The organism is Austwickia chelonae, from assembly GCF_003391095.1.
GTDB classification, from domain to species: Bacteria; Actinomycetota; Actinomycetes; order Actinomycetales; family Dermatophilaceae; genus Austwickia; species Austwickia chelonae_A.
On sequence record NZ_CP031447.1, the window covers coordinates 2,896,404 to 2,908,940 of the forward strand.

General features: G+C 64.1%; 10 protein-coding genes. 6 read left to right on the top strand and 4 right to left on the bottom strand.

Annotated features, from left to right (window positions below; all coding sequences use genetic code 11):
• The first annotated feature begins 3 nt into the window (after window positions 1–3).
• Together DX923_RS12800 and DX923_RS12805 are read left to right on the top strand one after the other, a co-directional pair.
• Window positions 4–1,125 carry a sodium ion-translocating decarboxylase subunit beta gene (locus DX923_RS12800; RefSeq protein WP_116115483.1) on the top strand — a complete coding sequence of 374 codons (1,122 nt, stop codon included), beginning with the start codon at window positions 4–6 and terminating at the stop codon, window positions 1,123–1,125.
• Window positions 1,126–1,209: 84 nt separating this feature from the next.
• A complete protein-coding gene (locus DX923_RS12805; protein WP_116115485.1) occupies window positions 1,210–2,583 on the top strand; it encodes an MFS transporter in 1,374 nt (457 codons plus the stop codon).
• A gap of 742 nt (window positions 2,584–3,325) precedes the next feature.
• On the opposite strand, the gene DX923_RS12810 is transcribed toward DX923_RS12805, so the two are convergent.
• Together DX923_RS12810 and DX923_RS12815 are read right to left on the bottom strand one after the other, a co-directional pair.
• Window positions 3,326–4,150, bottom strand: coding sequence for a hypothetical protein (locus DX923_RS12810; protein ID WP_162872962.1), 825 nt, complete (start codon window positions 4,148–4,150; stop codon window positions 3,326–3,328).
• An 84-nt stretch (window positions 4,151–4,234) separates the two neighbouring features.
• Complete coding sequence (locus DX923_RS12815) at window positions 4,235–5,008, bottom strand: TetR/AcrR family transcriptional regulator (RefSeq protein ID WP_116115489.1); 774 nt, start codon at window positions 5,006–5,008, stop codon at window positions 4,235–4,237.
• A 605-nt stretch (window positions 5,009–5,613) separates the two neighbouring features.
• On the opposite strand from DX923_RS12815, the gene DX923_RS12820 reads away from it, so the two are divergent.
• The 3 genes from DX923_RS12820 (at window position 5,614) to DX923_RS12830 (ending at window position 9,371) form a co-directional block, all read left to right on the top strand.
• Window positions 5,614–7,116: a catalase gene (locus DX923_RS12820; protein ID WP_116115491.1), complete on the top strand. Its 1,503-nt coding sequence runs from the start codon at window positions 5,614–5,616 to the stop codon at window positions 7,114–7,116.
• A 126-nt stretch (window positions 7,117–7,242) separates the two neighbouring features.
• Window positions 7,243–7,776: an ASCH domain-containing protein gene (locus tag DX923_RS12825; protein ID WP_116115493.1), complete on the top strand. Its 534-nt coding sequence runs from the start codon at window positions 7,243–7,245 to the stop codon at window positions 7,774–7,776.
• 284 nt (window positions 7,777–8,060) lie between these two features.
• Window positions 8,061–9,371 (top strand): acyltransferase family protein, encoded by a 1,311-nt coding sequence (locus DX923_RS12830; protein WP_116115495.1) that lies wholly within the window; start codon window positions 8,061–8,063, stop codon window positions 9,369–9,371.
• Window positions 9,372–9,393: 22 nt separating this feature from the next.
• On the opposite strand, the gene DX923_RS12835 is transcribed toward DX923_RS12830, so the two are convergent.
• Window positions 9,394–10,416, bottom strand: a complete 1,023-nt coding sequence (locus DX923_RS12835; protein ID WP_116115497.1) for an alpha/beta hydrolase — start codon at window positions 10,414–10,416, stop codon at window positions 9,394–9,396.
• Between the two features lie 39 nt (window positions 10,417–10,455).
• Complete coding sequence (locus tag DX923_RS12840) at window positions 10,456–12,198, bottom strand: GMC oxidoreductase (RefSeq protein ID WP_116115499.1); 1,743 nt, start codon at window positions 12,196–12,198, stop codon at window positions 10,456–10,458.
• Between the two features lie 158 nt (window positions 12,199–12,356).
• On the opposite strand from DX923_RS12840, the gene DX923_RS16265 reads away from it, so the two are divergent.
• Complete coding sequence (locus DX923_RS16265; protein WP_162872963.1) at window positions 12,357–12,518, top strand: hypothetical protein; 162 nt, start codon at window positions 12,357–12,359, stop codon at window positions 12,516–12,518.
• Window positions 12,519–12,537: the final 19 nt, after the last annotated feature.

Below are 12,537 nucleotides of genomic sequence, written 5' to 3' on the forward strand. Positions count from 1 at the left end.
GGCATGGACCCGAATACGCTCGACCAGTTGCTCGCCGGAGTGCGAGCGGTCACCTGGCAGTCGACCACGATGATCGTGATCGGTCTGGTCCTCATCGTCCTGGCGGTCAAGAAGGAGTACGAACCGTTACTGCTCCTGCCGATCGGCTCCGGCGCGATCCTGGCGAACCTGCCGCTGTCGCCGCTGATGGGCGAGCACGGCATGTTGCAGATCCTGTACAACATCGGGGTCGGCAACGAACTGTTCCCGCTGCTGATCTTCATCGGCATCGGGGCGATGACCGATTTCGGTCCCTTGCTGGAGAACCCGAAGATGGTCTTGTTGGGCGCCGCCGGGCAGTTCGGGATCTTCCTGACGTTGATCCTGGCGTTGCTCCTGGGGTTCACCCACCAGGAGGCGGCGTCGATCGGCATCATCGGGGCCATCGACGGCCCGACCTCGATCTACGTCTCGGGGAAACTGGCCCCACACATGCTGGGTCCGATCACGGTGGCCGCGTACAGCTACATGGCCCTGGTCCCGATCATCATGCCGCCGGTGATGCGGGCGTTGACCACCAAGAAGGACCGTCAGATCCGGATGCCTTACTCCTCACGGGAGATCAGCCGGACCACCCGCATCGTCTTCCCCATCGTGGTGACGATCGTGGTGGGCACCCTGGTGCCTTTCGCGACCCCGTTGATCGGCATGTTGATGCTGGGGAACCTGATGCGCGAATCGGGCGTGGTGGAGCGCCTGGTGGGAGCGACCTCGAACGAGTTGGCCAATGTGGTGACCCTCTTCCTGGGGCTGGCCATCGGCGCGACGATGGTCGGCGAACGTTTCCTGCAGCTGTCGACCTTGGCGATCCTGGGCCTGGGGTTGCTGGCCTTCGGGCTGGACACCGCCACAGGGGTGCTCTTCGGACAGATCCTGAAGGTGCTCTCCGGGGGGAAGTTCAACCCGCTGATCGGCGCTGCGGGCATCTCGGCGTTCCCGATGGCGGCGCGGGTGGTGCAGCAGGAGGCGTCGAAGGAGGACTTCGACAACTTCGTCCTGATGCATGCCATGGGCGCCAATGCCGCAGGTCAGGTGGCTTCGGTGGTTGCTGGGGGCGTTCTGCTCGCTTTGATGGGTACTGCCTGATCCGGGACCTGGTGCCTGCGATGTGTCGATGTGCTCGCTGGTAGCTTGCACGTCTGATCGTCCTCACCTGCAGGAGTTGACCCCTTGTCCGTCCCCCCTGTTTCCGTCTCGTCCGCTCCGTCCTCCCGATCGACACCTGCGGACACCCGCCGCGCCGTGCTCAATACGGTGAAGGGTTCGCTGGGCAACCTGGTCGAGTGGTACGACGTCTACACGTACACCGTCTTCATCAGTTTCTTCGAGCATCAGTTCTTCGATCCGGCGAACAAGAACTCGACCTTGTACGCCTATGCCGTCTTCGCGTTGACCTTCCTGATGCGCCCCTTGGGTTCGTGGTACTTCGGACGGTATGCCGACCGACACGGGCGGCGGGCTGCGCTGACCTTCTCGGTCTCCTTGATGGCAGCCTGTTCGTTCGTCATCGCGATCACACCGACACAGGCCAGCATCGGTGCGCTGGCAGCCGTGGTGCTCATTCTGTGCCGTCTGGTGCAAGGTTTCGCGACCGGCGGCGAGTACGGCACCTCGGCGACCTACATGTCGGAGGCTGCGACGAAGGAACGTCGTGGCTTCTTCTCCTCCTTCCAGTACGTCACCCTGGTCGGCGGGCACGTATTGGCCCAGTTCACGTTGCTGATCCTGTTGTCAGTGCTGTCGAAGGAGCAGATCCTCGACTGGGGCTGGCGGATTCCCTTCGCGATCGGTGGACTGTCGGCCCTGGTGGTCTTCCGCCTGCGGCGCACGATGGACGAGTCCCTGCCCGAGGAGTCGTTGGCTGCAGCGAAGGAGGGGCGTGATCAGCGGGCCGGCTCGATCGTCGAGCTGTTCACCCACCACTGGCGGCCGCTACTGCTGTGCTTCTTGATCACCTTGGGTGGCACGGTGGCCTTCTACACGTACAGCGTGAACGCCCCGGCGATCGTGAAAGCGACCTTCAAGGACGCAACGATGACCTCGACGTGGGTGAACCTGCTGGGTCTGATCTTCCTGATGCTGCTGCAACCGGTGGGCGGGATCCTCTCCGACCGGGTGGGACGCAAGCCTCTGCTGATCTTCTTCGGGGCGAGCGGCCTGGTGTACACCTACGTGTTGTTGACCTATCTGCCGAAGAGCACCAATGCTGTGCTCTCCTTCCTGCTGATCTGCGGTGGTTACGTCGTCCTGACCGGGTACACCTCGATCAATGCGCTGGTGAAGGCCGAGCTCTTCCCTGCGCATGTGCGCGCGCTGGGCGTGGGCCTCGGGTACGGCTTGGCGAACTCACTGGTGGGGGGCACCGCTCCGATGATCTATCAGGCGATGAAGTCGGCCCAGATGGTGCCGGTGTTCATCGCCTATGTCACGGCGTGCATCGGGGTGTCGCTGCTGGTGTACATCTTCTGCTTGAAGAACAAGGCTCAGACCCACCTGGATGTCGAGCAGGGTCATGCTTTCGTCGAGGCACCGAGCCAACGCTGAGCCTGGGCTTCAGAGCCATTCCCACCTCTGCTCCCGCCTATGGCCTACATACGTAGGCCATAGGCGGGAAACGCAAAGGATATAACTAGAGATTGACAATCTCTATCGACGAGAATCGCCATTGACCTCGCCTCGCGAGAGCCACTCTCCTGGTCAGCGACATTCAGGGCACATTGAAAATGCCGCGACCAGGATCAGCATGCACGCATCAGCTCACTCTCGGAATCACCTCGTCGGCTATCGCCAGATCGCCGAGCGGCAGTGACCGGACCCCGAGAATGGCCTTCAATTTAACATGACGAAATTCCTTACCCCTGTAAATACTTCAAAATATATGACACATCCCACGCGGCTTTAAGATCATCTTTTTGGTGAACTTCGATCGGATCTAAGCCTCACAGCGCTCAAAAACCCCAGACCGCTGACCCTGCGCCTGCGTCCAGAACTTCGCCGGACGCAAGCGCTTGATGCCTCCGGCCCGGGCAGGAGCCACCACGCCCCGTCGCCCTACAGCGAGACGAAGGTCGCAGGAAACAGCCCCTCCTTCTCGGAAATTGAATGCACCGGAAGGAAATCGACAGGTTATTCTGGATTCACCACATAAGCGAATGGCTATCGCGGAGTTGCACTCACTGCAAAAAGAAAACACCCGAAAAATCTATATTGATCAATGGAACAGAAATGAGGGCATATCATCCCTATTTCAAGATATTGAATCAGAAAGAAAAAAGATCCCGGGAGGTCAACGCCCGTCCGGGCCCTTTCCCGGAGGCTGCCGACGCCGATACTCCTCGACACTGATCGCCTTGTCCGTATCCGGGACCTCGACCCGGATATCCCCGCCGTACTCGATCCGGTTCGACGTGAGCCGCAACTGCCCCATCACCGAGACCATGCGCAGCAGATGCCCGTCCTCCCCGAGCCAGAACTCGTCATAGTCACCGACACCCTCCGCAGCCGGAGCCGAGGGTGCCCCCGAAGCCGCACTCTGAGGCGCGGTCGAGGGCAGCGGGCCACCGGTCGGTCCGGAGTAGAGGGCCGGGTCGTACACCCGGAAGCGGTGGGCAGGCCGCTCGGCGACAGTCTCCCGCCCGAGAGCACTCACCCGGGCCTTCGGGGAATCGGGCTTCCACAAGACGAACTCGACAGGGGTCCGCGGCTCCGGGTCGGTCACCCAGACCGTGGACGAGCCGTCGGCATCGGCCTGCTGTCGATAGACCTTGTCCCCCACGGCGACATTGCTGGCGAGGATGCTCAGCGCCAACGAAGCCGCAGGTTTGTGCGGATCGCGCAGGTCAAGCCGAACCGTCGGATTGAGCACCTGCCGGACTGGCTGCCCATCCACCCGGTCGACCGTGAAATTCACCGCAACAGTCCGCTGCTCGCGAAAAGCCTGCGCGGCTCGCTCGAAAGCGGCCCGAGATTCGGTCTGCTCCAGCACACCGGTGGCCGTGGGCAGAGGGCCAGGCGTCGCCGAGGAGGGTGCAGCCGCATCCCCACACCCGGAGGACAGCGCACTCACTCCCACCAGGACGACGGTCAACAGGCGGGCGCGGCGCGAACTCATCTCACTCCCAAGTCGGGGAACAACTGGCCGGCGACCGGTCGGCGCCTCCCCCATCATGTCCCAGGGAAGGCGCCGAAACGATGATCAGGACTTGCCGAATGCCTCAGCGAGACCAGCTCTGGTCGCCGAGTCGTCAGCGCCGGATCGCAGCGCGCAACAACGCAAGGTCTCCTGGAAGATCGCTGCGTCGGTGACCACCTCGGCAGGCACCAAACCGTCGACCTCCATCCGGATGACGCCGCACAACATGACCCAGTCACGCAAGGCCGACCACCACACACCTGACGGCAGGTCAGGCACCGCCTGGGTGTCCAACCACGGACCCAAATGGCTGCGGATCATCATCGGCGCGGCCGGGGGCAAGGACTTCTCGGCCGGAGCCGAGATCTTCCCCTGGTCCAGCAAGGCCCGCAGGCAGCGGGCGAAATGCAGGAGGAACTGGATCGCACGAGGCACCGATTCCTCTTCGGCCTCCGGGTCCCAGTGGGACTTCGGCTGTCCGAAGACCAGACGGAATTCCTCCGGCTTCGACAGAGCCCACTCACGGAAGGCCGCGATCGAGAAGAAAAGACGCTCGCTGGCTCTCTCCTCGGGCCAGCGGCTCACCTGGCTCTCCATCTCCGCTATCACATCGGCGTAGATCGAGTTGACCAGTGCTTCCTGCAACGCTGCATGAGAATCGACATAGCGGTAGAGCGCCGGAGCGGTCATCCCCATGTCGGCGGCAATCGCGCGCAAGGACAATGGTCGTCCTTCTTGTAGGGCTCCACGCGCGATGCCCATCATCTCGTCATATGTCGCTTGGCGGCGCTGGGCACGTCGATCACGGGTAGGGCTGTCATTCACCTGGGCTGCCACGCTCTCACCTTCCTTCAGTTCCCGGGGAGGACCGAGATCTTCGGATGTTCCGGGACACACTGGACTGGCGCTGCCGATTAGCTCCCGGTGAGGTTCTGACACCTCGATCGCGCCTCTGATGCCCAACCACCCCGGACTCCCCTCGTCGCGGATGCGACGCCATCGAATCTCACGTTCGTCGATGCGTGGGATCTCATCTCACGAACAGTTCTGTTCCGCTGGCCCGGCATGTCGCCGAAACCGAATTGTATTCACTTTCTAGCGCACGACGAATCACCTGCTAAATCCATGCACCGCCCCGTCCCTGGAGCCAGGTCTTCGAAGACCTCCGTATCCCGTCGGAACACGTAACCCGCCGATACTCGGCAAAACACAGTCGTTGCAGGTCACATTCCATGTACCAATCCGAACGTGCCGAGCATCACTCTCCGGTCCTATCACTCTCATCGGAAGAATCCATCGCTGTCAGCGTGCATTTCAAGACATGCTGTGGTCGGCTTGAGATGCAGCCACCCCGCGACACAGGTCATCGTGGCGCGGCCGGAAGACCGCTAAACCGGCCGCGAGCAGACGGGTGACCGGCAGCAGACCAAAGGAGAGCGCTCATGAATGACGCACAGAACCCCGCCATCTCACATGCCAACCGTTCAGGTTCCACACTCCTCAACGGTGCACCTGCGGTCAGCGACCGGACCAGCCTCACCCTCGGGCCCGACGGCCCCCTTCTCCTGCACGATCACGCCCTGGTCACCTCACTGGCCCACTTCAACCGGGAGAACATCCCCGATCGCAAACCACACGCCAAGGGCTCAGGGGCATTCGGTGAACTCATTGTTACCCACGACGTCAGCCGTTACACCAAGGCTGCCCTGTTCCAGCCCGGCACCCGCACCCGGATGCTGGCCCGTTTCTCCACCGTGGCCGGCGAAGCCGGCTCCCCCGACACCTGGCGTGACGTCCGCGGATTCGCGTTGAAGTTCTACACCTCCGAGGGCAACTGGGACCTCGTCGGAAACAACACACCCGTCTTCTTCGTGCGGGACCCGATGAAATTCCCCCATTTCATCCGCAGCCAGAAACGTCTGCCCCACTCCGGTCTGCGTGATCAGAACATGCAATGGGATTTCTGGACGATGAATCCGGAGACCTCCCACCAGGTGACTTACCTGATGGGAGATCGAGGACTTCCGCGCAGTTGGCGATACATGAACGGTTACGGCAGCCACACCTACATGTGGACCAACGCCGAGGGAGAACGCTTCTGGGTGAAATTCCACTTCCACAGCGATCAGGGCGTCGAGAACTGGGCCGGATCCGACGCAGAGAAAATCGCCGGAGAGGACGCCGACTTCCACCGGCGCGATCTGTTCGACGCCATCGAGAAGGGCGATCTGCCCAGCTGGACGCTCAGCGTCCAGGTGATGCCGTACGAAGAAGCGAAGACCTACCGGTTCAACCCCTTCGACCTGACGAAGATCTGGTCCCACCAGGACTACCCCCTGATCGAGGTCGGCCGGATGACCTTGGACCGCAACCCGGAGAACTTCTTCGCCCAGGTCGACCAGGCCTCCTTCGCCCCGTCGAATATCGTTCCCGGGATCGGCTTCTCCCCCGACCGCATGCTTCTGGCCCGAGTCTTCGCCTACGCCGACGCCCACCGTGCCCGGCTCGGCGTGAACCATGACCAGCTGCCGGTGAACCAGCCGTTGCCGGAGGTCATGGAGAAGCGCAATGTCTACACCTTCGACGGGCCGATGCGCTATCACCACAGCGGTTCGCAGGCCACCTACGCCGCCAACTCGACCGGACGCCCTTACTCCGACGTCGAAGGACCGGTGGAAGACCGGTGGGAGGCCGACGGCGAGATGGTGCACTGCGCCCAGACCCTCCGCATCGAGGACGACGACTTCGGACAGGCCGGAACCCTCGTCCGGGATGTCTTCGACGACGCCCAGCGGGACCGGTTCGTCCAGACGGTCGCCGGTACCCTTCTGCAGGGCGTCAGCCGTCCTGTCCTGGAACGGGCTTTCTGGTACTGGTCGCAGGTCGACACGCAGATCGGCGCCCGGATCAAGGCCGAGGTCGAACGAGGCCAGACCGGGCAGTGATTCTTCCTCGCACACCGATGGCAGGCCGGCCGGAGATCTTCCGTTCCCGGCCTGCCCGGTGAGGAATCCCTCGGACCGGCCCGTGTCTCCGGACACGAGGAAAGATCTTTGGCCTACCGTGAAGGCATGACTGGCGAAGAGGATGTCCCGCCCGGAGATGCCCACGTCGACAGCGACCTGGAAGCCTTCTGGACGGATGCGAAGATCCACGTCAACCTGACCGAGCTGGCTCCCTACATCGGCGAGCATCCGCTGTCCGCCGTCCGTCCCCCGGAATGCTCCTTCGGGACGACTCCGGAACAAGCTGACCTGCTCCTGGGCCTCATCCTCACCGGGCAGAAGACCGCCACCGCCTCAGCTCTGTGGGACTACGAAGCTGCGGGTGAGCAGCTGCCCCGTGTCGGGCAACTCTGCATCGTCCTGGACGGCAGAGGCCGTCCACGAGCGCTGCTACGGACCGACAGTGTCGCTGTCGTTCCCTTCGACGAGGTCGATGAGGGACATGCCGTGGCCGATGGTGGCAGCGATGGTTCTCTGGCTCGTTGGCGCGAGGTCCATCGGGGACTCTTCAGTGAGCGTTTCTCTCCGGGGCGAGGGTTCGCGGAGGACATGCCGGTGGTGCTGGAGCGGTTCACCGTTCTGCACGCTTCGAGGGTGTGAGCGTCGGCTCAGCTCTCCCTGACGGAAAAACGACAACTCGTGCAACCTGGCAACCTTGTCAGGCGTATCCCTCAGGGGAGGGGTATGTCCGACCCAGTGCAGCCGAACGCGCGCGGGCACCTCTCGGACATTGCGGCGCCGGGGTGGTTCTCACCATTCCGGCGCCGCCGCATATCATCTCGAGCACCGACATATGTCCCCTCTGCGGGGAATCACCGAGTACTCACAGCTTTTTCCTAGCAAAGCGGTCGAGTCTGGACATCTCCGAGATTCAGGAGCCCGTCATGGCCCGCGACCTATGCAGACCACTCCACCTCCTCATCGCAGCCGCCCGACGTCCTACTGCGCGCTCGGGGGTTCTCCACCTGCCTGTTCAGGGACGGGATGTCGAGCTTCCGTCCGACCGCGGGCTGTCCCCTGAGGTCGTTCCTTCGACAGCCCAGACGACAGGGCTGGTTCCTGCTGGGCGTCGTGAGCGGATGCCGTGGGTCGATGCGGCGCGGGGCGCTGTCGTGATGATGGTCGTGCTCATGCATGTCGGCCTCTACCACTATCTGCCGATGGTTGAGGGCCGTCGGGCTGCTGATTTCTGGACCGGGGTGAATTCGGTCCTTCAGGTGGTCAGGATGCCCGCGCTGCTGGTCATCTCGGGATGGCTAGCCAGTTCACGAATCCGGGAAGGGCTGTGCAGCAGGCGAACTCGAAGAAGCATCATCGCTAACGCCTATCTCTACGCCCTGTGGCTCGCGCTGTACACCCTCGCTGCGGTCGCCCTGCACGCCACCACGATGGCGCATGCCCCTGCTCCCAGCACCTTCGCCGTTCAGCTCCTCGTCCCCTACAGCACCCTGTGGTTCCTGGCCGGGCTGTGCTGGTACACCCTCATTCTCTCCGCGTTACGTCGGCTACCTCCCGCCCTGGTCCTGGGGGCCCTCTTCGCCATCGGCTGGACCAGCAGCCTCATCTGGTCGGTCGAGAACGGGCTCTGGGCCAACATCCCCCATCTGGCCTTCTTCTTCGGTGTCGGGGTCTACGCCCGTCAAGGCATGGCCCTGGTCAACCGGCACCCGGGTCGCTCCGCTCTTCTGAGTATCGCCGCGGCCAGCCTGTCGGTGAGGATCGCGCGGGGGCTCACCCAGCTGGGCCTGGCCGAATACGCCTTCCACACCTTCACCGCCCTGGCCGGGGTGACCGCCGTCTTCGCCGCGGCCTGTCTCATCGCCCAGTTCGCCGCGCGTAGCACCCGTCTGCTCGCCTGGATGGGCCGACGCACCCTGCCGGTGTACACCCTGCACTATCTGGCGGTGATGGCGCTGTCCTCGGTGGAGAGCGGCCCCCTGTACGAGCTGGATCGGGCGCTGCTCGCTTCCGAATCCGGAGTGTGGATGTACCCCTTGGTGGTGACCGCCGCGATCATCGTGTTGTCGGTGACCGTGAAGGAGGTCGCCGACCGGATCTGTCTGAGCTGGTTGTTCGCGATGCCCCGGGTCAGCAGCTTCCGGCTGTTCTGGGCGCGGCATACTCCAGCCATCCGCTCGACCGGTCACCCTCGAGCGCTGCGGCCGGTCAGGCTACGACTGGAAGGGCGTAGATGACAGGCGCTGAACCGGCCTGTGCTCATCCGCTCCCCACAGGCCTGAGATGCCGGTCCAGGAATTCGATCACTCTGGTCTGGATCTCCGGCTCCTCGTAGAAACGGGGTGCCGAGTGTCCACCGGACACGAGCACCAGTTCGGTAGGTGTGCCGTGGGCACGCACCGCGTCGTAGAGACGTTGCGACTGTGCGTGCGGAACGATGCAGTCATCGGTTCCGTGGAGGAAAAGCATCGGCACCCGGTTGCGGGTGGCATAGGTCAGTGGGCTGGCCGCGGTGGCTGCGGCTCGTCCTTCACCGTGCTCGGGGTCGCCTCGGACGAGTTTGCCCTCCGCGGTCTTCTCGCCGCGGGAACGGCTTCGGCATCCGGCATGATCCCGGTCGTCGAAGAGCCCGACGAGGTCGGAGACCCCGTAGTAGCTGACCACGGCTTGAACAGCACTGGAGACAGTGGTGTCGCCGAGGTCGCCTTCCAGGTCAGGATCGGTCGGCGGGATCGGGCCGACCTCGTCGTCCTCCGTCGGGGGTGCGGGTTCGGTGACGGTGTGGTCGGGGACCAGGCCCACCAGGTCGGCCAGATGTCCGCCTGCGGAATCACCGGCGATGGCGAAGCGTTTGGGGTCCAGGCCGAGTTCTCCTGAGTGGGCACGTAGATGCCGGACTGCGGCCTTGACGTCATGCAGCTGGGCCGGGAAAGCGGCTTTGTCCACGAAGCGATAACGCACGCTGGCCACGGCATAGCCGTGATCGGCCAGCAGGCTGCGCAACTTCCCGTAGTTGCTCCGCAGGGGCATGGCCTTGTCCCCGAAGGACCACGCGCCGCCGTGCACGAAGATCACCAGGGGGAAAGGACCGCTGTGTTCTCGAGGTAGGTAGAGGTCGAGTCGGTGGGCGGGGTCGCGGTCGCCGGCGTAGGGACGATCGGCGAACGTGGGACGGTCGGCGGTGAAGGGGGACAGACCTGGCGTGGCACTGCCTGCACAGAGCGCGACGAGCGCGCCGCCGAGCATACAGACAGCCGCGCGCTGCCATGTTCTGCGCTGCATCTTCCCGCCCGTCCTCGTCGATTGGTGATTCTTTCAAGTTCAACATGTCGCAGGGCAACCGGAAGCATCGGGGTCGACGGTCGGCAGCCAGCCCGGCAATGCGGGGTCCCCCGGGGCCACCGACTTCACCCGCCGGTACCCCCTGCCCGGAGAGGGCCGCGGATCGACATCACCTTTGTTGGGCCACAAGGACATTGCTCGTTCCGCCTGGGCGGTGATGGTCAGCGAGGGATTCACCCCGAGATTGGCCGAGACCGTCGATCCGTCAACGATGTGCAACCCCGGGTAGCCGTGGACCCGGTGGTAGGGGTCGACCACGCCTCCCTCCGGCCCCGCCCCGATGACACATCCCCCGAGGAAATGCGCCGTCATCGGGACGTCGGCGAGCTCCCCGATGCTGGACAGCGGAAATCCCCCGATCTGCTGGGCGACCTGTCGAGCAGCCTGATTACCCGCCGGGATCCACCGTGGACTCGGCCGACCGTGCCCTGGGCTGGAGAGCAGATGCCATCCGCGCCACCGGCTACGCCGGCCTCGTACCGTCAGGGAGTTGTCATGGTTCTGCATGACCAAGGCGATGAAGGTGCGCTCGGACCAGCGCGGCAGCCCGAGCGCGATGGAGAGCACCCGGTCCGGTCGGGCGGCGACCTTCCCCAGCCATTTCACGATCCGCGGAACGGGCCCGCCGCCGTCGGTCATCGGCGTGGTCAGCAGGCCCATCAGATTGGAACCACGCCCATACCTGCAGGGTTCGATGTGCGTGGCCTCGTCGGGATGGAAGGAGGAGGTGATGGCGATACCACGGCTGAAATCGACCGGGCTGCGACGTACCCCGGTCGTGGCCCCGCACAAGGCTTCTGAATTGGTACGGGTCAGATCGCCGAGCCGGGAGGAGAGGCCCCGAAGAGATCCTTCGGCTTTCAGCCGGGAGAGCAGGCGCTGGGTACCCCACGCACCGGCGGCGATCACGACCTGGTCGGCGTGATGCCGTTGTTCGTCCGGTCGAGCCCACAACGGCCCGGTACGGCGACTGACCACCTCGTACCCGCCGTCGGGAAGCGGACGGATATCGGTGACGGTGCGGCGTTCCTGGATGATCACGCCTTTGCGCTCCGCCCAGTACAGGTAGTTCTTACGCAGGGTGTTCTTCGCGCCGTACCGGCAGCCGGACATGCAGTCGCCGCAGTGCACGCATCCGGTGCGTTCGGGGCCCTGTTCCCCGAAATAAGGGTCGGAGACCGTGACACCGGGTTCGAGTCGACCCTCGCGGCCGAAGAAAATCCCGACCGGAGTACGCCGGAAGGTGTGGCCTCGCCCGGTACTCTCAGCGAGGTCTTTCAACATCTCGTCGGCGGGGGTCGTCAACGGGTTGGTGGTCACGCCGAGCATCCGCCGAGCAAGGGCGTAGTAGGGCTTGAGCTCGTCGCGCCAGTCGGTGATGGCAGCCCACTGGGGGTCCCGGTAGAAGGCGTCAGAGACCGGTTCGTAGAGGGTATTCGCGTAGTTGAGCGACCCACCGCCGACGCCTGCTCCGGCCAGGACGAGGACGTCACGCAGGACGTGGATGCGTTGGATGCCGTAGAGGCCGATCCAGGGCGCGAAGAGAAAACGATCGACCCGGGTGGAAGGGCGGTGATCGTGGTCCTCGAAACGCTCTCCGGCCTCGAGGACGCGGATCCGATAGCCCTTCTCGGCGAGTCGAAGCGCGCTGACGGACCCGCCGAAACCGGATCCGATGACGAGGACGTCGTCGGTGGTCGTGCGGGTGAGGTGCGCTTTCATGAGTGCACCGTACGACGGGTGGCCGGGCCTGCCCGGGAGGACGGCCTTCGTGGCCGCTCAGAGAAGCACACCCGTGGACGACATATACCCCCGGGGGTATCCTGATAAGGTCGTACCCACTCACCCCGAGACACCCCTACCCCGTGGAGGACCATCCCATGTGCCGTGCAGTCACCTGCTCCCGTTGCCAGAAGACCACCTGGGCCGGATGCGGGAAACACGTCGACCAGGTCATGTCGGGCGTCCCGACCGACCGCCGGTGCATCTGCCCCCGTGACGCCGGATCAGGCGGCTTCCTCTCCAAGATCCTCGGCCGCTGAATCCCTCTCCGGCCGGACC

Excerpts from the sequence above, each read along its gene's own strand:
- DX923_RS12825 (WP_116115493.1), top strand. The coding sequence starts at position 7,243 with ATGACTGGCGAAGAGGATGTCCCGCCCGGAGATGCCCACGTCGACAGC.
- DX923_RS12810 (WP_162872962.1), bottom strand. The coding sequence starts at position 4,150 with ATGAGTTCGCGCCGCGCCCGCCTGTTGACCGTCGTCCTGGTGGGAGTG.
- DX923_RS16265 (WP_162872963.1), top strand. The coding sequence starts at position 12,357 with ATGTGCCGTGCAGTCACCTGCTCCCGTTGCCAGAAGACCACCTGGGCC.
- DX923_RS12830 (WP_116115495.1), top strand. The coding sequence starts at position 8,061 with ATGGCCCGCGACCTATGCAGACCACTCCACCTCCTCATCGCAGCCGCC.
- DX923_RS12835 (WP_116115497.1), bottom strand. The coding sequence starts at position 10,416 with ATGCAGCGCAGAACATGGCAGCGCGCGGCTGTCTGTATGCTCGGCGGC.
- DX923_RS12800 (WP_116115483.1), top strand. The coding sequence starts at position 4 with ATGGACCCGAATACGCTCGACCAGTTGCTCGCCGGAGTGCGAGCGGTC.
- DX923_RS12820 (WP_116115491.1), top strand. The coding sequence starts at position 5,614 with ATGAATGACGCACAGAACCCCGCCATCTCACATGCCAACCGTTCAGGT.
- DX923_RS12840 (WP_116115499.1), bottom strand. The coding sequence starts at position 12,198 with ATGAAAGCGCACCTCACCCGCACGACCACCGACGACGTCCTCGTCATC.